Origin of the sequence: Micromonospora coerulea (assembly GCF_016598485.1) — a bacterium.
GTDB classification, from domain to species: Bacteria; Actinomycetota; Actinomycetes; order Mycobacteriales; family Micromonosporaceae; genus Micromonospora; species Micromonospora coerulea.
Genome location: NZ_JAEMUW010000018.1, coordinates 57,251 through 76,329 on the forward strand (window position 1 = coordinate 57,251; position 19,079 = coordinate 76,329).

At 73.6% G+C, this 19,079-nt stretch carries 20 protein-coding genes; 13 read left to right on the top strand and 7 right to left on the bottom strand.

Annotation, left to right across the window (positions count from 1 at the left end; genetic code table 11):
• Window positions 1-187 precede the first annotated feature (187 nt).
• The gene (locus I8N68_RS22370; RefSeq protein ID WP_307812927.1) at window positions 188-1,150 is read left to right on the top strand and encodes a GNAT family N-acetyltransferase; all 963 of its coding nucleotides are present in this window, start codon (window positions 188-190) and stop codon (window positions 1,148-1,150) included.
• On the opposite strand, the gene I8N68_RS22375 is transcribed toward I8N68_RS22370, so the two are convergent.
• Together I8N68_RS22375 and I8N68_RS22380 are read right to left on the bottom strand one after the other, a co-directional pair.
• A complete protein-coding gene (locus tag I8N68_RS22375; RefSeq protein ID WP_200213591.1) occupies window positions 1,122-1,772 on the bottom strand; it encodes a futalosine hydrolase in 651 nt (216 codons plus the stop codon). The two genes, I8N68_RS22370 and I8N68_RS22375, sit on opposite strands and share 29 nt — an antisense overlap.
• Window positions 1,769-3,391 (bottom strand): MFS transporter, encoded by a 1,623-nt coding sequence (locus I8N68_RS22380; RefSeq protein WP_200213593.1) that lies wholly within the window; start codon window positions 3,389-3,391, stop codon window positions 1,769-1,771. Before I8N68_RS22380 ends, I8N68_RS22375 begins: the two co-directional genes overlap by 4 nt.
• An 87-nt stretch (window positions 3,392-3,478) precedes the next feature.
• Between I8N68_RS22380 and I8N68_RS22385 the strand changes: the two genes are divergently transcribed.
• The gene (locus I8N68_RS22385) at window positions 3,479-4,318 is read left to right on the top strand and encodes a DUF3027 domain-containing protein (RefSeq protein WP_200213842.1); all 840 of its coding nucleotides are present in this window, start codon (window positions 3,479-3,481) and stop codon (window positions 4,316-4,318) included.
• A gap of 18 nt (window positions 4,319-4,336) precedes the next feature.
• Here the strand turns inward: I8N68_RS22385 and I8N68_RS22390 are convergent, their stop codons facing one another.
• Window positions 4,337-4,594 (bottom strand): DUF2530 domain-containing protein, encoded by a 258-nt coding sequence (locus tag I8N68_RS22390; protein WP_200213596.1) that lies wholly within the window; start codon window positions 4,592-4,594, stop codon window positions 4,337-4,339.
• Between the two features lie 130 nt (window positions 4,595-4,724).
• On the opposite strand from I8N68_RS22390, the gene I8N68_RS22395 reads away from it, so the two are divergent.
• From I8N68_RS22395 to thpR, 4 genes are all read left to right on the top strand, one after another.
• Complete coding sequence (locus tag I8N68_RS22395; RefSeq protein ID WP_200213599.1) at window positions 4,725-5,174, top strand: MarR family winged helix-turn-helix transcriptional regulator; 450 nt, start codon at window positions 4,725-4,727, stop codon at window positions 5,172-5,174.
• Between the two features lie 74 nt (window positions 5,175-5,248).
• On the top strand, window positions 5,249-6,535 hold the full coding sequence (locus I8N68_RS22400) for an MFS transporter (protein ID WP_200213601.1): 1,287 nt from the start codon (window positions 5,249-5,251) through the stop codon (window positions 6,533-6,535).
• A 122-nt stretch (window positions 6,536-6,657) separates the two neighbouring features.
• Window positions 6,658-7,167: a hypothetical protein gene (locus I8N68_RS22405; RefSeq protein WP_200213603.1), complete on the top strand. Its 510-nt coding sequence runs from the start codon at window positions 6,658-6,660 to the stop codon at window positions 7,165-7,167.
• Window positions 7,168-7,170: 3 nt separating this feature from the next.
• Window positions 7,171-7,749: an RNA 2',3'-cyclic phosphodiesterase gene (thpR, locus tag I8N68_RS22410; RefSeq protein ID WP_200213606.1), complete on the top strand. Its 579-nt coding sequence runs from the start codon at window positions 7,171-7,173 to the stop codon at window positions 7,747-7,749.
• A 145-nt stretch (window positions 7,750-7,894) separates the two neighbouring features.
• Here the strand turns inward: thpR and I8N68_RS22415 are convergent, their stop codons facing one another.
• The 4 genes from I8N68_RS22415 to I8N68_RS22430 form a co-directional block, all read right to left on the bottom strand.
• A complete protein-coding gene (locus tag I8N68_RS22415) occupies window positions 7,895-8,881 on the bottom strand; it encodes an aldo/keto reductase (RefSeq protein ID WP_200213608.1) in 987 nt (328 codons plus the stop codon).
• A 59-nt stretch (window positions 8,882-8,940) separates the two neighbouring features.
• Window positions 8,941-10,014 (bottom strand): septation protein SepH, encoded by a 1,074-nt coding sequence (gene sepH, locus I8N68_RS22420; protein WP_200213610.1) that lies wholly within the window; start codon window positions 10,012-10,014, stop codon window positions 8,941-8,943.
• A gap of 189 nt (window positions 10,015-10,203) precedes the next feature.
• Complete coding sequence (gene serC / locus I8N68_RS22425) at window positions 10,204-11,331, bottom strand: phosphoserine transaminase (protein ID WP_200213612.1); 1,128 nt, start codon at window positions 11,329-11,331, stop codon at window positions 10,204-10,206.
• Between the two features lie 245 nt (window positions 11,332-11,576).
• On the bottom strand, window positions 11,577-12,683 hold the full coding sequence (locus I8N68_RS22430; protein WP_200213614.1) for a citrate synthase 2: 1,107 nt from the start codon (window positions 12,681-12,683) through the stop codon (window positions 11,577-11,579).
• A 273-nt stretch (window positions 12,684-12,956) separates the two neighbouring features.
• Here I8N68_RS22430 and pdxH point away from each other — a divergent pair, with 273 nt between their 5' ends.
• The 7 genes from pdxH to I8N68_RS22465 all read left to right on the top strand — a co-directional run bounded on the left by pdxH (window position 12,957) and on the right by I8N68_RS22465 (window position 19,052).
• Window positions 12,957-13,586: a pyridoxamine 5'-phosphate oxidase gene (gene pdxH / locus I8N68_RS22435; RefSeq protein WP_234040399.1), complete on the top strand. Its 630-nt coding sequence runs from the start codon at window positions 12,957-12,959 to the stop codon at window positions 13,584-13,586.
• A complete protein-coding gene (locus tag I8N68_RS22440) occupies window positions 13,583-14,884 on the top strand; it encodes an MFS transporter (protein ID WP_200213618.1) in 1,302 nt (433 codons plus the stop codon). The genes pdxH and I8N68_RS22440 overlap by 4 nt, the downstream gene beginning before the upstream one ends.
• A gap of 75 nt (window positions 14,885-14,959) precedes the next feature.
• Window positions 14,960-15,889, top strand: coding sequence for an aldose 1-epimerase family protein (locus I8N68_RS22445; protein WP_200213621.1), 930 nt, complete (start codon window positions 14,960-14,962; stop codon window positions 15,887-15,889).
• Window positions 15,890-15,907: 18 nt separating this feature from the next.
• Entirely contained in the window at window positions 15,908-16,510 is a 603-nt protein-coding gene (locus tag I8N68_RS22450) for a nitroreductase family protein (RefSeq protein ID WP_200213624.1), read from the top strand.
• A 179-nt stretch (window positions 16,511-16,689) separates the two neighbouring features.
• Window positions 16,690-16,995, top strand: coding sequence for a type II toxin-antitoxin system VapB family antitoxin (locus tag I8N68_RS22455; RefSeq protein ID WP_200213626.1), 306 nt, complete (start codon window positions 16,690-16,692; stop codon window positions 16,993-16,995).
• Between the two features lie 32 nt (window positions 16,996-17,027).
• Window positions 17,028-18,188 (top strand): acyl-CoA dehydrogenase family protein, encoded by a 1,161-nt coding sequence (locus I8N68_RS22460; RefSeq protein WP_200213629.1) that lies wholly within the window; start codon window positions 17,028-17,030, stop codon window positions 18,186-18,188.
• A gap of 99 nt (window positions 18,189-18,287) precedes the next feature.
• Window positions 18,288-19,052 (top strand): DUF4230 domain-containing protein, encoded by a 765-nt coding sequence (locus I8N68_RS22465; RefSeq protein WP_200213631.1) that lies wholly within the window; start codon window positions 18,288-18,290, stop codon window positions 19,050-19,052.
• Window positions 19,053-19,079: the final 27 nt, after the last annotated feature.

The following is a 19,079-nucleotide window of genomic DNA, read 5'->3' on the forward strand; positions in this document are numbered from 1 at the left end:
GTGCTGGTCGCCCGTGCTGGCCGCCTGCGGCAGATGGCGCCCGGCGCAGCCGATATCACAAACGATTCAGCTCCAAAGCGTCGTGCCGTCCACACCCCTGCGCGCGCGGAGCCGAGTTATCCACAGGGTTTTCCACAGGCTGACGGTGCCTGTTGAAGGTTGTGTCGTCAGGCTGAAGCATCGTGGTGTGGCTGACCTGACTCCGGGGATCGACCGGGCGACAGATCTGGGTGACGTGCTCCGACGGCTGCGCCGGAGGGCGGATTTGAGCCAGCGGGAGCTGGCCGAGCTGGCCGGCGTCCCGCAGCCGACGTTGGCCCGGATCGAGTCGGGCCGTGCCACCGACCCGAGGTTCCGGACAGTGGAGCGGCTCGTCCGGGCGGCGGGCGGTGACCTTCGGGTCGGCCTCGTGGGCGATGAGCCCGGCGAGCGGCCCCACTCCGGCCTGCCGGCGGCGGTGCCGCACGACGACCTGCGGGACGAGTCGGGGCGTCGTTATCCGGCGCACCTGGACGTGTGGGAGGTGCGGGAACCGAGGGACTGGCCCGGAGCCTGGTGGGCGGAGTGGTACAACCTGCCCCCGGAACGGTGGCCCCGGCCGGTGCCACTGGCGACGTACGAGCTGAGCCGGGTCTACCGGGACCAACGGCGCCAGCGAGAGCAGGTGCGCGGCGCGGTGGTGGTGCGGCGGGTGACCGGGGGTGGGCTGCCGGCGACCTCGTGGCGGTTCGTGGCCGAGCTGCCCGGCGGTGAGCTGGTCGGCGAGCTGCGGGCCCACGAGCAGAGTCCGCACCTGCGATGGGGCGGCGACGAGCGGGACTGGGAGCGCGAGGTCGTGCTCGACGACGTCCTGGTGGCCGCCGAACATCGGCGGCTGGGCATCGGGCGCCGGCTGGTGGGGGCGTTGGTCACACAATTGGACGAGGCCGGGATCCGGACCGCCCGCGTGCTGACCGAGCAGCACGGGATGGCCTTTCTGACCGCGTGCGGATTCGCGGTGACGGCGCCCCGTCCGGCGGCGCTGCAGCTGGTCAGGCCGGTCAGGCCGGTCGGGCCGATCAGGCCGGTCGGGCCGGTCGGGCCGGTCGGGCTGGTCGGGCCGGTCGGGCCGGTCGGGCCGGTCAGCGCAGGGCCGCCGCCGCTTCGGTGAGAGCGGCGAAGGCCTTCCTCATCCGCCAGGCGCCCCGGTCCCGCGGTCCGATCGGGTTCGACACCGTGCGGAGCTCGGCGAAGGGCAGGCCGGCCTGCGCGGCGGCGACGGCGACGCCGTACCCCTCCATGGCCTCGGCCACCGCGTCAGGGTGCCGGGCGGCCAACGCCTCGGTGCTCGCGGCCGTGCCCGTCACCGTGTTGACCGTGAGCACCGCGCCGACCGTCGCCGCCGGCAGCGCCGCGCGCAGGGCGCCGAGCAGGCCGGGGTCGGCGGGGACGGCCACGGCGCCGCCCAGCAGCTCCGGCGGCATGCCGAGCTCGTCGACCGGGATGAAGCCGTCCGGTGACTCCGCGCCCAGGTCCGCCGCCACGCTGCGGGTGGCCAGCACTGTGCCGCCGATCGGCACCCGACCGGCGAAGCCGCCGGCGATGCCCGCGCTCACCACCGCCCGGTACGGCCGCCCGGCCGCCTCGGCCAGCGCGAGCAGTCGGGCGGTGGCGGCGCCCGCGACGGCCGGACCCACCCCGACCGGGGTGACGGTCACGGTGGGATCGGTGAGGCCCGCCCGGATCGCCTCCGCCTCGGCGGGCACGGCGGTCACCACCAGCAGGCCGGTCACCCGATCGGTCCGCGCGGTTCCCGCCGGTTCTCGTCCTCGGCCCCGCCCGGACCGCCGACCGAGGAGGACGGGCGGTAGATGTGGTAGCCCGGCGGCGCCAGCCCCTCGTCGTCGACCGGTGCCGGCGTGCCGTTCTGGGAGGGGGCGGGCGAGGTGGGCGTGGGGTCGGCGAAGTCGGCCGCTTCGTCCGTCTTGAGCTGGTCGTTCTGCTCGGCGGCCAGTTCGTCGTCGCCGAGCGGCCGGCCGATCAGTCGCTCGTCGCGCAGCCGCCCGGCGACCAGCAGCCCGCGCACGGCCACCAGGGTCGCGACCCCGGCCGCCACCGCGACCCCGATCCGGCCGGTGAACGGCACCAGGCCGAGCCCGCCGCCGGCCACGAAGGCGAGCATCAGCGCGGTCTCCGAGTGGGCGAAGGAGCTCGCCCGCAGCCGCTCCGGGATCCGCTCCTGGATCGACGCGTCCACGGCCAGCTTGGAGATCCCGCTGATCAGGGCGGCCACCAGGCAGAGCAGTGCCACCATGGGCAGGGAGAACTTCAGCGCGGCGAGCACCGCCACGCCGGCCACGATGATCGTGCCGCTGGACTGGATCGCGGCCGGCCGGTGGATGCGCAGTCGGGTACCGACCGCGGTGGCCAGGAAGCTGCCCACCACCAGGGCGCCGCCGACCAGGCCCAGCGCGGCCTGGCCCCCCAGGGTGCGGCCGAAGAAGTCGGTGGTCAGGTCGCCCGCCTTGATGGCGAAGGCGAGGAAGAGCAGCAGGAAGCCGTACAACCCGCGCAGGGCCGCCGCCCCGATCAGCGTGGCGATCACCAGCCGGCCCGCCGGGCGGCCCCGGCCCAGCGGCCGCTCCCCGTCCCGCCGGCGCAACGCCCGCAGCGGCTGCGGCACCCGCTCCGGCGGCTCCGAGTCGGCGCGCGGCGGCAGGCGCAGCGAGATCACCATGCCGATCAGGAAGATCAGCGAGGCGACCCGGAGCGGCCACTGCGCCCCGAACCAGAACGCGGCCAGTCCGATCGGCGCCACCAGCGCCCCGGCCACCGTGCCGTAGACGCTGGCCCGGGCACCGACCTGGGAGAGCCCGATCCCCTCCGGCAGCAGCCGGGGCACGGCCGCCGAGCGGGCCACCCCGTACGCGCGGGAGAGGGCGAGCACGCCGAACGCCGCCGGGTACAGACCGAAGCTGCCGATGTAGTCGGAGATCAACCAGGCGAGGAAGGCTCGGCCCAGCATCGTCGCGGCCAGCGCGTACCGGCGGCCGTGCCGGAAGTGGTCGAGCAGCGGCCCGACCACCGGCGCCAGCATGGCGAACGGCACCATCGTCACGAGCAGGTAGAGCGCCACCTTGTTGCGGGCCTCGCCGAGCGGCACCTCGAAGAAGATCGTCCCGGCCAGGCCGATCGCAATGAGGGTGTCCCCGGCGCAGGAGAGGGCGTGCAGGTCGAAGAGGCGGACCATGCCCACCTCGTTGCCGGCGCTGCGGGCCCGGGCCCGCCCGGCCCGGCGGGTCATCCAGCGTCCGCCGGTGACCGAGCCGCGCACCAGCAGGCGGGTGGCGCGGATGCCCGTGCCGACGGTCCGCCCGAGGACGGACCGCCCGGAGCGGGAGGACAGCGGCATGTCCACCATCCTCGCCCATCTGATCCACGTGTGCCGCACCACCCGGTGACAACTACTCCGGGGAGTGCCTGTCATTCGGCCGTGGGCATGGGGAACAATGGGCGAGTGACCAGGCCCGCCTCCGCCCGTGCCGCCCGCCTCGACCAGGTCTGCGCCGCCGCCGTCGAGGTGGCCCGCGCCGGCATCACCGAGGTGGACCCCGCCGACATCGGCGACCACCTGCAGGCCGTCGCCGAAGGCGATCGGCTCGTCACGCACTATTTCGAGTGCCGGCTGGCCGGCTACCGCGGCTGGCGGTGGGCCGTCACGGTGACCCGGGTCCCCCGCAGCCGGACCGTCACCATCTGCGAGACCGTCCTGTTGCCCGGCCCCGACGCGCTGCTCGCCCCGGGTTGGCTGCCCTGGCAGGAGCGGCTCAAGCCGGGCGACCTCGGCCCCGGCGACCTGCTGCCCACCCCGGCCGACGACGAGCGGCTCGCCCCGGGCTACCTGCTCTCCGACGACCCCGCCGTGGAGGAGACCGCCTGGGAGCTCGGCCTGGGCCGGGCCCGGGTGCTGTCCCGGGAGGGCCGCACCGAGGCCGCCCAGCGCTGGTACGACGGCGACCACGGCCCGTCCGCCCCGATCTCGATGGCCGCGCCGGCCGCCGCCCGGTGTGGCACCTGCGGGTTCTACCTGCCGCTCGCCGGCGCGCTGCGGCAGTCCTTCGGCGCCTGCGGCAACTTCTACGCGCCGGACGACGGCCGGGTGGTGAGCGCCGACCACGGCTGCGGTGCCCACTCCGAGACGCTGGTCGAGGCGACCGAGACCCCGGTCGACGAGCTGCCCACGATCTACGACGACAGCGCGGTCGAGGCCATGTCGGTCAGCCGGGCCCCGGGCTCGGTGGAGTCCGCCGAGCCGGCGGAGCCGTACGGCCACCCCTGACCGGTCAGCCCTGACCGGTCAGCCCTGCCGGGCGGCCTCCCGGCGGCGGCGCCGGTTGGCGTCGTGCCGCATCATCACCGCGAGACCGGGGAAGCCCCACAGGAAGCCGGCCAGGCAGGTCCAGAGCCAGTTCTGGTGCCCGTGCTCGGTGAGCCAACCGCGGCAGAAGATCAGCAGGAACAGCCCGACCAGCGCCCAGACGGCCAGCCCGGCGACGGCGATGGGGACCATCGGGGGGTCGAGCGGCTCGGGCCGCGGCGGTTGCTCTTCTGGCACGGGGAAAGGGTACGCGATCGACCTTTCCCGCCGGCCGGTGATCTGGGACGATGGCGCGTTCGACAAACCTCCTGGTGAGCCTGGTCATATCGCATGTCGTTAGCCAGGCTCATTAGTTAAGCTAACGATTGTGACGGAGCGGACGGTGACGGCGAAACGCGTGCCACCGGCGCAGCTGGCCCCTCAGCTGCGTGATGCGATCACCCGGTTCAACCGGCGGGTCCGACGGGCCCGACCGGTCGGCGACCTGACGGTCACCCAGCTCTCCGCGCTCACCAGCCTCAAGCTGGCGGGTGCGCTGACGCCTCGGGAACTGGCCGACATCGAGCGGGTGCAGCCGCCGACGATGACCAAGATCGTCGCAAAGTTGGAGGAGCGCGGCCTCGTGCAGCGCACCCCCCATCCGACCGACGGTCGGCAGGTCATCCTGGCGGCGACCGCGGGGGGACTTGCGGTGCTCGACCAGTTCGAGCGGGCCCGCAACGAGTGGCTGGCCAGCCGGCTGGCCGCGCTCACCGAGGAGGAACGCGACACGCTGCGGCGGGCCGCGGAGATCCTCCAGCAGCTCGCTCGCGCCTGAGGCCGCCCGCGTCGTGCGGTCCGCCCCGTCCATGGTGGATGAGGCGTACCCGAACGCGAGGAGGCGCACCAAGAGTGCGGTCGAAGCTGAGCACGATGTTCCAGTCCCTACGAGTCCGCAACTACCGACTCTTCGCCACCGGACAGCTGATCAAACTGATCGGCGTCTGGATGATGTTCATCGCCCAGGACTGGCTCGTCCTCGAGCTCTCCCACAACTCCGCGACCGCGCTCGGCGTGGTCACCGCGCTGCAGTTCACCCCCGTACTGCTCCTTACCCTGCTCTCCGGCCGCCTCGCCGACCGGTACGACAAGCGGATGCTGCTCTTCGTCGCCAACGCCTTCTGGACGGTGCTGGCGCTGGTGATGAGCATCCTGGTGCTCACCGGGCTGGTGCAGCTCTGGCACGTCTTCACGTTCGCCGCCCTGCTGGGCGTGGCCAACGCGGTGGAGACCCCGGTCCGGCAGGCCTTCGTCTCCGAGTTGGTCGGCATGCCGTTGCTGCCCAACGCGCTCTCGCTCAACGCGGCCACCTTCAACTCGGCCCGGATCATCGGCCCCGCCGTCGCCGGCCTGGCCATCGCCGCCTTCGACGTCGGCCCGGTCTTCTTCTTCACCGCGCTCAGCTCGATCGCCCCGCTGGTCAACGTGGTCCGGATGCGCCCGACCGAGCTGCACCGCAAGGACCTGCCGCCGGTCGGCGAACGCGACCAGGCGAAGGTGGTCGACGGGCTGCGCTACGTGTGGCGCCGCGCCGACCTGCTGCTGCCGATGGTGCTCATGTCGGTGGTCGGCATGACCTTGTTCAACTTCCAGCTCACCCTCGCCGCGCTGGCCAAGACCGTGTTCCACACCGGTGCGGCCTCGTTCGGCCTGTTCAGCACCGCGCTGGCGACGGGTGCGCTGGTCGGAGCGCTGGCCGGTACCGGGCGGCGCAGCCGTCCGTCGGTCTGGCTGGTGCTCGGCGCGGCGGTCGGCTGTGCCAGCTTCGGCACCCTGGTCGGGCTCGCCTCGGCGTACTGGCTGGTGGTGGCGCTGCTGATGCCGACCGGGTTCTTCATGGTCTTCTTCGCTCAGGCGGCCAACCAGCGGGTGCAGCTCGGCGTCGACGCGGCCTTCCGCGGCCGGGTGATGGCGCTGTGGGTGCTGGTGTTCCTGGGCACCAACCCGGTGGGTGCGCCGATCATCGGCTGGGTGGCCGAGACCTTCGGCGCCGGGGCCAGCATCTGGGTCGGCGGGCTGATCTCGCTGGCCGCCGCGCTGCTCGCGCTCACCTGGCAGTTGCGCCGCTCCGGCGCCCGGCTCCGGATGCGGGTGCTGCCCCTGCCGCGGTTCTACGTGGTGTCGCCCACCGCCGAGTGACCTCGGGGATTCGCCCCGGACAGACCGGTTCCCGTTGCGGGTGCCGGTCTTTCCGCATGCATTCGCGTCCGGATACCGGCAATCGGGTGGCGGGCGGTCACGGCGGGGCTTAGCGTCGATGCGTGGGAGTAGGGCGGGGTCTGCTGCTGGCGTTGGCGATTCTCGCCGTCTGCTGCCTGCCGGCCGCGTTCGCGCTGATCTTCTGCGCCGACGAGATCATCGATCGGGTGGCCTGCCGGTGGGCCGAGTGGCGGGAGCAGCGGCGCGAGCGGCGCACCATCGCCCGGCTGGACCGGGCCATCGAGGCGGACGCGCTCACCCGCGACATCGACCTCACCGGGTTCGACCGGGCCGGCCGGCGCCCGCTGGAACAGCTCGCCGCCGACCTGCGCCGGCTCGGCGGTCACCGGCTCGCCGCCGCCGACCGCTCGGTGGTCTGGCACGGCGCGGTCATCGATGCGTACGACGAACGGCTGCGGGCCGCCTGCGGGGCGCTGGGCATTCCCGAGCACCTGGCCGAGCTGGACGGCGTGGACCGGGAGATCGAGCGGGTCCGGGTGGAAGGGCTGCTGCACGCCGCCGGCATCGCCCTGCCCACCGCGCGGCCCGGCGACCGGCAGCGGCACCGCTGAACGGTGCGACTCTTCGTCGCGGTCTATCCGCCCCGGCTGGCGGTCGACGACCTGACCGCCCAGGTGGCCCGGCTCCGGGTGGGCGCCGCCTCCGTCGCCGGGATCAACGTCCGGCTGGCCGACCCGGCCCACGCCCACCTCACCCTCGCCTTCCTCGGTGACGTCGAGGAGGGGCGGCTGGTGGAGGTGGAGAGCGCGCTCGGCCTGGCCGCCGAGACGTTCCGGGACGGGCGGGACAGCTCCCCCCGGCTCCGCCTCGGTGGCGGAGGCAGCTTCGGGCGGGGCCGGTTCACGGTGCTCTGGGTGGACGTCCAGGGTGATGTCTTGGCGCTGGCGACGCTGGCCCGGCTGATCCGGTTCGGACTGCGTCGGGCCCGGTTGCCGCACGACGAGAAGCCGTTCCGGGCGCACCTGACCGTCGCCCGCCCCGGCGACCGGATCGACCGCGCCGATGTCCTCGCCGACCGGGAGGCCCTGCACGACTACCTCGGCCCGGAGTGGCCGGCCGCCGAGCTGGTCCTGGTCCGCAGCCACCCGGGCCCCCACCCCACCTACCACCGCCTCGCCGCCTGGCCCCTCTAACCACCCACCCCACCCCGGGGCTCCCTGCCCTCCCAACGCGCGATCTTGCAGTTAGGGCCCGGGCAAAAAGGGCAAATGACGCGAATCAGGGGCACAAAACTGCAAGATCGGCGCGGCGTGGGGGTGGGGGGACGGGGAGGGAGGGTTACCAGGCCCAGGCTTCGGGGCCGGGGCCGCCGTTGCCGATCGGGGGGAAGAGGTCGTCGAGGCGCTTCTGGGGCGCCTCGTCGAGGTCTACGGTCAGGGCACCTAGGCTGCGGTCGAGCTGGTCCAGGGTGCGGGGGCCGATGATCGGGGCGGTGACTCCGGGGCGGGAGAGCAGCCAGGCCAGCGCGACGTCGGCCGGGTCGTGGCCGAGGTCGGCGCAGAGCTTCTCGTACGCCTCGATGGTGGGCCGGTGCTCGGCGAGCGCGTCGGCGGCCCGGCCGCTGGTGCCCCGCGCGGCGCCGCCCTCGGCCATCTTCCGCAGCACCCCGGCGAGCAGCCCGCCGTGCAGCGGCGACCAGGGAATGATGCCCAGCCCGTAGTGCTGCGCGGCGGGAATCACCTCCAGCTCGACGTGCCGGGTCATCAGGTTGTAGATGGACTGCTCGGAAACGAGGCCGAGGAAGTTGCGCCGGCCCGCCGCCGCCTGCGCCTGCGCGATGTGCCAACCGGCGAAGTTGGACGATCCAACGTAGAGGACCTTGCCCTGGGCGACCAGGGTCTCCATCGCCTGCCAGATCTCCTCCCACGGTGTGGTTCGGGAGACGTGGTGCATCTGGTATAGGTCGATGGTGTCGGTCTGCAACCGGCGTAGCGACTCCTCGCAGGCCCGGATGATGTGCCGGGCGCTCAGGCCCTGGTCGTTGGGCCAGTCGCCCATCTTGCCGTAGACCTTGGTGGCCAGCACGACCTTGTCGCGACGGCCGCCGCCCTGGGCGAACCAGCGGCCGATGATCTGCTCGGTGACGCCCTCACCGAGCTGCCAGCCGTAGACGTTCGCGGTGTCGAAGAAGTTGATCCCGTGTTCCAGCGCCCGGTCCATGATGGCGAAGCTGTCCGGCTCACTGGTCTGCGGCCCGAAGTTCATGGTGCCGAGGCAGAGCCGGCTCACCGAGAGACCGGTGCGTCCTAGGTTTGTGTACTCCATCGGTCCACCCTGGCACGCGCGGACTTAGAGTGCCTCGCGCTGCCAGGGTGACCGCTGGATCAGGATGACTCGCGGGCCGCCGGGCCGCTGCCGAAGAGCACGTCGTCCCAGCTCGGCAGCCGCTTGCGTGGCTTGCCCGAGGCGTCCGTCGACTCGGTGCCGCCAGCGGCCGCCGCCGCGCCCGTGCGTCGGGGCCGCAGCACCGCCAGCGACGGTACGGCCGGGACCTCCTTCGGCGCGTCCGAGTCGTCGTCGAACGCCGAACCCTGGCCGCCGCCGAGCAGCGCCGCCGCGCCGCCGCCGACTGCCCGCTGCCGGGGCGCGTCCTGAGCGGCCGGTGAACGGGGGTCGAGCCCGCGCCCGGAGGTGCCGCCGAGCGGCCGGTCCAGCGAGGCGAGCAGCGCGTCCCGCCCGGCCCGGATCGGGTCCCGACCCGGACGGGCGTGCTCGGCGGCTGCCGGCAGGCCGTGCCCGCCGCGGCTGGGCTCGCCGCGCGACGGGCCGGGCAGCGCGTGGCCGCCCCGCTCGGCCGCCGGCTCCTGGCCGAGGATCGGGGTGGGGCGCTCGGCGCACAGGTACTGCGCCATGTCGTCGTGCGGCGTGACGTTCTGCCGGAGCTTGTCGAGATCCCAGACCGCCTGCGCGGTGGCCTTGCCCGACGGCCAGGTGGCGATGATCCGCCAGGTGCCGTCGTCGCGCCGGTACGCGTCCCAGGAGATCTTCTCGGTGTCGATGCCGTGCTGGGCCAGCCGGCCGTTGACCACCTCGGCCAGCGGGGTCGGCTTCTCCGCGCCCTTCAGCCGGGTGCGGCGGGCGTGCTGGGCGAGCATGGCCCGCTCCTGGAGCACCGGGCCGGCATAGCGCAGGACGCGGTCGACCGGCACGCCGGCGATCCGGGCGACGTCCTCAGCGGACTCACCGGAGCGGATCTTGGCCTGGATGTCCCGCGGAGAGAGCGACGGCATCGGGTCGGCGGCGGTCGGCACCACCGCGAGGGGGGCCGCACCGGGCTCGGCGTGCAGCGCCGAGGCGATGCGTTCGTCGATGGGGAGGGCGAGCAGGCGCCCGACCTCGTCGGCGAGCACCAGAGCCTGGCCGTCCTCGGAGAGGGCGACGAAGCGTACTGGGCGCATGGCGTTGCCTCCGTCCCGCTTCGCTGGCCGTCACGCCACGAGCCGGCCACCCGGGCGTCTCGAACCACCGTACGCTCATCTACCCGGAGGTGGGGGATGCGACACCCCGGCATGTCGCGACTGAGCTGGGGCGATGATCACGGTGGGTGGTCGCAGGAGCCCCGGCGGCCACCCACCGTGACGGCGTCGTCAGAGTCGCTCGACCACGTAGTCGATGGAGGCGGTCAGCGCCTCCACGTCGGCCGGCTCGACGGCCGGGAAGAGCGCGACCCGGAGCTGGTTGCGCCCCAGCTTCCGGTACGGCTCGGTGTCGACGATGCCGTTGGCGCGCAGCGCCCTGGCGATCGCCGAGGCGTCCACCTCGTCGGCGAAGTCGATGGTGGCGACCACGTTGGAGCGCAGCGCCGGGTCGGCCACGAACGGGGTGGCCACCGCGGAACGCTCGGCCCAGCCGTACACGATGCCGGCGCTCTCCGCGGTCCGCTTGGCCGCCCAGGACAGGCCGCCCTGCCCGTTCATCCAGTCGGTCTGCTCGGCCGCCAGGAAGATGGTGGCCAGCGCGGGCGTGTTGTACGTCTGCTCCAGCCGCGAGTTGTCGATCGCGGTGACCAGGTCCAGGAAGGCCGGGATGTAGCGGCCGGAGGACTTGATCTCGGCCGCCCGGGCCAGCGCGGCCGGCGACATCAGGGCCAGCCAGAGGCCGCCGTCCGAGCCGAAGCACTTCTGCGGGGCGAAGTAGTAGACGTCGGTCTCGCCGACGTTGACGTCCAGGCCGCCGGCCCCGGAGGTGGCGTCGACCAGCAGCAGGGAACCCTCGTCGGCGCCGGCCACCCGGCTGATCGGCACGGCCACGCCGGTGGAGGTCTCGTTGTGCGGGGTGGCGTAGACGTCCACCCCGGCCTCGGCGACCAGGGTCGGCGCGGTGCCCGGCTCGGCCTTGCGGACGGTCGGCTCGCCCAGGAACGGCGCATCGGAGACCGACTTGGCGAACTTGGCGCCGAACTCGCCGAAGCTGGCGAACTGGGCCCGGTCGCGGACCAGGCCGAAGGTGGCGACCTCCCAGAACGCGGTGGTGCCGCCGTTGCCGATCACCACCTCGTAACCCTCGGGAAGGGCGAAGAACTCGGCGATGCCGCGGCGGAGCCGGGCCACCTGGTCGCGGACGGTCTTCTGCCGGTGCGAGGTGCCCAGGTAGCTGGTGGCCACGTCGGCAAGAGCGGAGACCGCCGCCGGGCGGACCTTGGACGGCCCGCAGCCGAACCGCCCGTCGGCGGGCTTGATGTCGTCGGGAATCCGGATGATCGGTGCGTCAGCCACGGTGGTCGAGATCCTTCCGCAGGGGCGAGGGCGGGCCCGTTCAGCGGACACGGATCGACGGCCGACATGCGCGGGGCGCGGCGCGACCGGGATCCGGCCCGGTCCGGCGACACTGCCGGCCTTCATCCTCGCACCCTGGCCGGTCCGGTCGACGGCTGGTCCCGCGGGCTGGGGTGAGGCGTGCGCCACAGGAACGCGGGAAGGGCCCCGTCCGTGCGGACGGGGCCCTTCGGCGGGTACGCGGATCAGACGCCGTGCGGGATGGCGTTCCAACCCTCGACCTGCTGCGGCTTGCGGGTGCCCGGGCCGACGTAGCGGGCCGACGGGCGGACCAGCCGCTGGAGCTTCTTCTGCTCCAGGATGTGCGCGGACCAGCCGCCCATCCGGGCGCAGGTGAACATCGAGGTGAACATGTGCGCCGGCACCTCGGCGAAGTCCAGCACCACGGCCGACCAGAACTCGACGTTGGTGGCGAGCACCCGGTCGGGGCGGCGGGCCTGGAGCTCGGCCAGGGCGGCCTTCTCCAGCGCCTCGGCGACCTCGAAGCGGGGGGCGCCCAGCTCCTTGGCGGTGCGGCGCAGCACGCGGGCGCGCGGGTCCTCGGCCCGGTAGACCCGGTGGCCGAAGCCCATCAGCCGCTCGCCGCGGTCGAGGACGCCCTTGACGTACCCCTCGGCGTCGCCGCTGCGCTCGACGGCCTCCAGCATGGTGAGCACCCGGGACGGCGCCCCGCCGTGCAGCGGGCCGGAGAGGGCGCCGATGCCGGAGGAGATGCAGGCCGCGGCGTCGGCGCCGGTGGAGGCGACGATCCGGGCGGTGAAGGTGGAGGCGTTCAGGCCGTGCTCGGCGGCCGAGATGAAGTACGCGTCGACGGCCTTGACGTGCCGCGGGTCGGGCTCACCCCGCCAGCGCTTCATGAACCGCTCGACGATGGTCTCCGCCTTGTCGATCTCCTTCTGCGGCACCGCCGGCAGGCCGAGGCCGCGGGCGGACTGGGCGACGAAGGAGAGCGCGGTGACCGAGACCCGGGCCAGGTCCTCGCGGGCCTGCTCCTCGGAGATGTCGAGCAGCTGGCTGAGCCCCCAGTACGGGGCCAGCATGGCGACCGCGGACTGCACGTCGACCCGGATGTCGCCGGAGTGCACCGGCACCGGGAACGGCTCGGCCGGCGGCAGGCCCGGGCCGAAGCGCCCGTCGACCAGCAGCGCCCAGACGTTGCCGAAGGAGACCTGGCCGATCAGATCCTCGATGTCGACGCCGCGATAGCGCAGCGCGCCGCCCTCCCGGTCCGGTTCGGCGATCTCGGTCTCGAAGGCTACGACGCCCTCCAGGCCCGGTTTGAAGTCGGACATGTCGTCTCCTGGCTTCCGGCTCGGTGCGCCCGAGCGGGCCGATCAGGCCCCGCACCTTAGGCGACCCTCAGGGATGTGTTCGTGACATCTTGCCTGCTGGGTAACCGAGTGCGCGACCCGCTGCGACTGTGCCGCACGCGACATCCCCGGCGGTGGACAAGCTCGCGCGCTCGGCCAGACTGGGCAATGGGCTCTGGCCAGCGTCTCAGGGACGCGGCCGGCCCGGCGAGGGGGACGAGGAACGTGACGGGCGACACAGCGGCTCCGGCGGCCATGCGTAACGAGTACACCGCCGACCAGGGCCTTTCCGAGGCCGACCTGGCGCCGGACTGGCACCGCCAGTTCGACCGCTGGTTCGCCGACGCGGTGGCGTACCCGCTTCCCGAGCCGAACGCCATGGTCGTCGGCACCGCCGACGCCACCGGGCGCCCCAGCGGCCGGACCGTCCTGCTCAAGGGGTACGACCCCGAGGGCTTCGTCTTCTACACCAACTACGGCTCGCGCAAGGGCGCCGAGGCGACCGCCAACCCGTGGGTCAGCCTGGTCTTCCCCTGGTTCGCGATGCAGCGCCAGGTGGTCGTCGCCGGGCGGGTGGAGCGGGTCGACCGGGCCGAGACCGAGGCGTACTTCGCCAGCCGCCCGCGCGGCTCCCAGCTCGGGGCCTGGGCGAGCACCCAGTCCCGGGTGATCCCGGACCGGACGGCGCTGGACGCCGCGTACGAGGCGGTGGCCGAGCGCTTCGCCGACGTCGAGCGGATACCGCCGCCGCCGCACTGGGGTGGCCTGCGGGTCCGCCCCGAGTCGGTGGAGTTCTGGCAGGGCCGGGCCAGTCGGCTGCACGACCGGTTGCGGTTCCGGCGTACCGAGGCGGGCGACTGGGTCATTGAGCGGCTGGCGCCGTGACGGGGGTGCAGGAGGCCCGGCCGCGCGGGGCGCGCCGCTGGGCGATCGACCTGAGCCCGCTGCGCGTGCCCGCGTACCGGCGGATCTGGCTCGGCGGCAGCATCGCCATGCTCGGCTTCCAGTTCACCGCGGTGGCCGTGCCGGTGGAGATGTACGCGCTGACCCGGGACTCGTTCTGGGTCGGGCTGCTGGGCGTGGCCGGGTTCCTGCCGCTGCTGGTGTTCGGGCTCTGGGGCGGTGCCGCGGCCGACGCCCGGGACCGGCGTGCCGTGCTGCTGGTCAGCCAGGTGGTGCTCTGGGCGTCGATGCTGGCGCTGCTGCTCCAGGCCGTGTTCCGGGTGGGCAGCCCGGTGCTGCTGCTGGCCCTGGTGGCGCTCCAGTCGGCGGGCTTCGCGATCAGCGGGGCGGCCCGCACCGCGAGCATTCCCCGGCTCGTCCCGGCACACCTGGTGCCGGCCGCCAGCACGCTGAACTTCACCACCTACACCGCCGCCTCGGTGGTCGGGCCGCTCTTCGCCGGGCTGATCTTCGCGACCTGGCAGCTGGGGGTGGCGCTGCCGATCGCGTACGGCCTGGACATGCTCTTCTTCAGCGCCGCGGTCTGGGCCACGGTCCGGATGCCGGCGCTGCCGCCGGAGCCGGATCCCGATGGCGACGGCTCACCGCGCCGGGCCGGGTTGGCCAGCATCGTCGACGGCCTCCGCTACCTGACCACCACGCCGGTGCTGCTGCTCTCCTTCGCCATCGACCTGATCGCGATGATCCTGGCGATGCCCCGGGCGCTCTTCCCCGAGGTGGCCCTGGAGCGCTTCGGCGGCGGCGCGGCGGTCGGCTGGCTGTACAGCGCGATCGCCATCGGGTCGATGCTCGGCGGACTCACCTCCGGCTGGATCGGGCGGCTGCGCCGGCAGGGCCTGGTGCTGGTGGTGGCCGTGGCCGGCTGGGGGCTGGCCGTCGCGGCGGCCGGGCTGGCCGGCCAGCTCTGGCTGATGGTGCTGCTGCTCGCGGTGGCCGGCGCGGCCGACCTGGTCAGCGCGGTGCTGCGGCAGTCGATCCTGCTGGTCTACGCGCCGGACCGGATGCGCGGCCGGCTCCAGGGAGTGAACACCGTGGTGATCGCCGGCGGCCCGCGCCTGGGCGACCTGCGGGCCGGCGCGATGGCCGGTGGCTTCGGCACCGGCGTCGCCTGGGTCGGCGGCGGCCTGGCCTCGGCGGCCCTCGCGGTGCTGCTGGTGGTGGCCTTCCCGGCCCTGCTCCGGTACCGGGCCGCCGCCGCGCCGGGTGCCGACCGGGAATGACCTGGGCGATCGTCGGGTGGGACGGGGCATCGGGCCTCAGCGGGGGACGGGGTGCGACCGACTAAGGTCGCCGGCATGGAGAACGCCGCGAACCGGTCACCATCTGGTGCACAGTGGACCATTGCCGCCGACGGCCACGAGGCGGTCATCGTCGAGGTCGGCGGTGGGCTGCGGACGTACCGGCACGACGGGGTGGACTACGTCGACGGGTACGCCGCGGACGAGCTCTGCCCCGGTTCGGCCGGGCAGGTGCTGGCACCCTGGCCGAACCGGATCCGGGACGGGGCGTACGCCTTCGGCGAGCGGTCGTTGCAGCTCGACCTGACCGAGCCGGCCCGACACAACGCCATCCACGGCCTGGTCAACTGGGTCCGCTGGCAGCTGCTCGAGCAGACCGCCGACGCGGTGACGGTCGGTTACGACCTGCCGCCGAGCCCGGGGTACCCGTGGCCGCTGCGGCTGCGCACCCGGTGGAGCGTGGGGCCGGCGGGGCTGCGCGTCGAGCACGAGGCCACCAACCTCGGCGGGGAGCCCTGCCCGTTCGGCTACTCCATGCACCCCTATCTCCAGCTGCCCGGGGTGGCGGTGGACGACCTGCGGATGCGGGTGCCGGGCCGGACCCGGGTGCTGCTGGACAGCCGGCTGCTGCCGGTCGGCGCCACCGCGGTGGCCGGCACCGAGTACGACTTCACCGAGCCCCGCGCGATCGGCGACGCGGTGCTCGACCTGGCCTTCGGCGACGTCATCCGGGATGCCGACGGTGGCTCGGCGGTGACCCTCGCCGCGCCGGACGGCTCGGCCGCCGTGCACATCTGGGCGGATCAGGAGTTCGGCTGGTGGCAGGTCTTCACCGGCGACACCCTCACCCGGGAGCGGCACCGCCGTTCGGTCGCGGTGGAGCCGATGACCTGCCCGGCGGACGCGTTCCGCTCCGGCAAGGACGTGATCGTGCTGAAGCCGGGCCAGGGCTGGCGGGGCGCCTGGGGCGTCCGGCCGGGCGGCTGAGCGGCGCGGGGCAGCGGCATGGAGTTCGCCGAGGTGGTCCGGCGTCGCCGGATGGTGCGCAACTACGACCCGGACCGTCCGGTCCCGCCCGACGTGGTGGACCGGCTGCTGGACCACGCGGTGCGGGCCCCGTCGGCGGGCTTCGCGCAGGGCTGGGGATTCCTGGTGCTGGAGGCGCCGGAGGACCGGGAGCGGTTCTGGACGGCGGCCACCCCGGGCGGTGGCGGCCGGGAGCGCTGGCTGGCCGGGATGCGCCGGGCCCCGCTGATCGTGGTGCCGCACGCGAACCGCTCGGCGTACCTGGAGCGGTATGCCGAGCCGGACAAGGGGTGGGCGGACCGCTCGGCCGACCGCTGGCCGGTGCCCTACTGGTACGTCGACACCGGCTTCGCGGCCCTGCTGATGCTGCTCACCGCGATCGACGAGGGGCTGGGCGCGTGCTTCTTCGGCATCCCGCCGGAGCGGCTCGCCAGCTACCGGGAGGCGTTCGGGGTGCCCGAGGCGTACCAGCCGATCGGCGCGGTGACGGTGGGCTACCGGGCGCCGGACCACCGGTCGGCGTCGCTGCGCCGGGGCCGCCGCCCGGCCGGCGAGGTGATCCGCCGGGGCCGGTGGAGTTGAGCGCGATTCGTCCGGTCGACCGAGGGTACCGGCGGTAGCGAAACCGACATGAGGGAGCAAAACGCGGTGTGGTGGCGGCGGCTAGGCTGGCACGGACATCACCGCCACGCCGCGCGGTGCCACGCCGTCGCCCGGCGCGGCGCCGGTGGCCGGCCGGGCCAGGGGGAGGGGAGCGTGCCGTGATCTTCAGAGCGGTCCGGGACGGGCGTCCCTACCCGGAGCACAACCTCACGCTCAAGCAGTGGGCGGAGATCCCGCCGCGTCCGCTGCGGCTTGATCAGCTCATCACCACCAAGCGGGAGCTGGCGCTGGACAAGCTCCTCGCCGAGGACTCCACCTTCTACGGCGACCTCTTCCCGCACGTGGTGCAGTGGAACGGCGGCCTCTATCTGGAGGACGGCCTGCACCGGGCGCTGCGCGCGGCGCTCCAGGGGCGCAACCAGATCCACGCCCGGGTGCTGGTGCTCGGCGGTCAGGCCGAGTGACGCCCGCCTGAAGAATCGTTAAGGTGGCCCCCATGAGCCCTCTCGACCTGCTGGACATCGACGCGTCGCTGGGCGAGGAGGAGCGGCAGATCCAGGCCGTCGTGCGCCAGCTCGTCGACGACCGGGTACGCCCGCACGTCGCCGGCTGGTACGAGGACGGCCAGGTGCCGGCCCGCGAGCTGGCCCGGGAGTTCGGCAAGCTCGGCCTGCTCGGCATGCACCTGACCGGGTACGGCTGCGCGGGCGCCTCCGCCGTCGCGTACGGGCTGGCCTGCCTGGAGCTGGAGGCCGGCGACTCCGGCATCCGCTCGCTGGTGTCGGTGCAGGGCTCGCTGGCCATGTACGCCATCTGGCGCTTCGGCAGCGAGGAGCAGAAGCAGCGCTGGCTGCCGGCGCTGGCGGCCGGCGAGGCGATCGGCTGCTTCGGGCTGACCGAGCCGGACCACGGCTCCGACCCGGCGTCGATGGCCACCCGGGCCCGCCGCGACGGCGACGACTGGATCCTCAGCGGCGCCAAGATGTGGATCACCAACGCGCCGATCGCCGACGTGGGGGTGATCTGGGCGCGCACCGACGAGGGCGTGCGGGGTTTCGCCGTACCGATGGACACGCCCGGGGTGACGGCTCGGGAGATCCGGCGCAAGATGTCGCTGCGTGCCTCGCTGACCGGCGAGATCGCCCTCGACGACGTCCGGCTGCCGGCGGACGCCCGGCTGCCCGAGGCGGTCGGGCTCAAGGCGCCGCTGAGCTGCCTGACCGAGGCCCGGCACGGCATCGTCTGGGGCGCGCTCGGCGCGGCCCGCGACTGCCTGGAGACCGCGCTGTCCTACGCGACCACCCGGACCCAGTTCGGCCGGCCGCTGGCCGGCTTCCAGCTCACCCAGGCCAAGCTCGCCGACATGGCCGTCGAGTGGAACAAGGGCCTGCTGCTCGCGCTGCACCTGGGCCGGCTCGCCGACGCCGGGAAGCTGCGCCCCGAGCAGGTCAGCGTCGGGAAGCTCAACAATGTCCGGGAGGCGCTCGCCATCGCCCGGGAGTGCCGGACGATCCTCGGCGCGAACGGCGTCTCCGGCGAGTACCCGGTGATGCGGCACGCCAACAACCTGGAGAGCGTGCTCACCTACGAGGGCACCTCGGAGATCCACCAGCTGGTCATCGGGCAGCGGTTGACCGGGCTTTCCGCGTTCGCCTGACCCGGGGGTTCACCCGTTCGGGTCGCTCGCCGAGCGGGTGTCGTACCGGGCACGTACCGTCATCATCAGTCGAGAAGTCTGACGAGGACGGTGAGGGCGATGGCCCGCGACGGTGGCATCAACGAGCCCACCAGGGAGTTTCCCGGTTACCCGACCGGCGACGACCTCCGGGCCCGGTCGGACGTCCCACCCGAGCCGGCGCCCGACGGCCGGCCGGCGCCCGGTGGGCCGGCCCGCGGCCTGCTCGGGGTGCTCGGCGCGGTCGCGCTGGCGGTGGTGGTGCTGCTCGGCGTGCAGGCCACCGGGATCCTGCCCGACTTCCGTAACCCGTTCGCCAAGGAGCAGACCGACCGCAGCCAGCCGCCACTGCTCAAGTCCATCCGCGACCTCAGCCGGTACGTGGCCGCCGAGGGCAACTTCCAGGTGGTCGTCGACCTCCAGAACGACCGGCAGAACGTGCCGGAGTTCCTGCTCAACGAGCGGACGCTCTTCGTCGGGGCCGGCAGCATCGAGGCGTACGTGGACTTCGCCAAGATCGCCGACGGGGCGGTGGTGGAGTCCGCCGACGGCAAGTCGGTGGAGATCAAGCTCCCCGCGCCGCAGCTCGGCGAGACCAACCTCGACCTGGAGAAGAGCTACGTCTTCGCCGAGCAGCGCGGCCTGCTCAACCGGCTGAACGACCTGGTGCAGGGCGACCCCAACCGGCAGCAGCAGGTGTACAAGCTGGCCGAGGAGCGGATCACCGCCGCCGCGCGGGACAGCGGGCTGAGCGCCCGCGCCGAGGAGAACACCCGCAAGATGCTGGAGGGGCTGCTCCGCTCGCTGGGCTACGAGAAGGTGACCGTCACCTACACCGCCCCCTGACCGGCAACGTCGCGGCGCCCGCCCCGG

Coding starts and splice junctions, on each gene's coding strand:
- I8N68_RS22465 (WP_200213631.1), top strand. CDS start 18,288: ATGGCCCGCGACGGTGGCATCAACGAGCCCACCAGGGAGTTTCCCGGT.
- I8N68_RS22415 (WP_200213608.1), bottom strand. CDS start 8,881: ATGGAGTACACAAACCTAGGACGCACCGGTCTCTCGGTGAGCCGGCTC.
- I8N68_RS22380 (WP_200213593.1), bottom strand. CDS start 3,391: ATGCCGCTGTCCTCCCGCTCCGGGCGGTCCGTCCTCGGGCGGACCGTC.
- I8N68_RS22460 (WP_200213629.1), top strand. CDS start 17,028: ATGAGCCCTCTCGACCTGCTGGACATCGACGCGTCGCTGGGCGAGGAG.
- I8N68_RS22445 (WP_200213621.1), top strand. CDS start 14,960: ATGGAGAACGCCGCGAACCGGTCACCATCTGGTGCACAGTGGACCATT.
- sepH (WP_200213610.1), bottom strand. CDS start 10,014: ATGCGCCCAGTACGCTTCGTCGCCCTCTCCGAGGACGGCCAGGCTCTG.
- pdxH (WP_234040399.1), top strand. CDS start 12,957: ATGCGTAACGAGTACACCGCCGACCAGGGCCTTTCCGAGGCCGACCTG.
- I8N68_RS22450 (WP_200213624.1), top strand. CDS start 15,908: ATGGAGTTCGCCGAGGTGGTCCGGCGTCGCCGGATGGTGCGCAACTAC.
- I8N68_RS22430 (WP_200213614.1), bottom strand. CDS start 12,683: ATGTCCGACTTCAAACCGGGCCTGGAGGGCGTCGTAGCCTTCGAGACC.
- I8N68_RS22385 (WP_200213842.1), top strand. CDS start 3,479: ATGGGGAACAATGGGCGAGTGACCAGGCCCGCCTCCGCCCGTGCCGCC.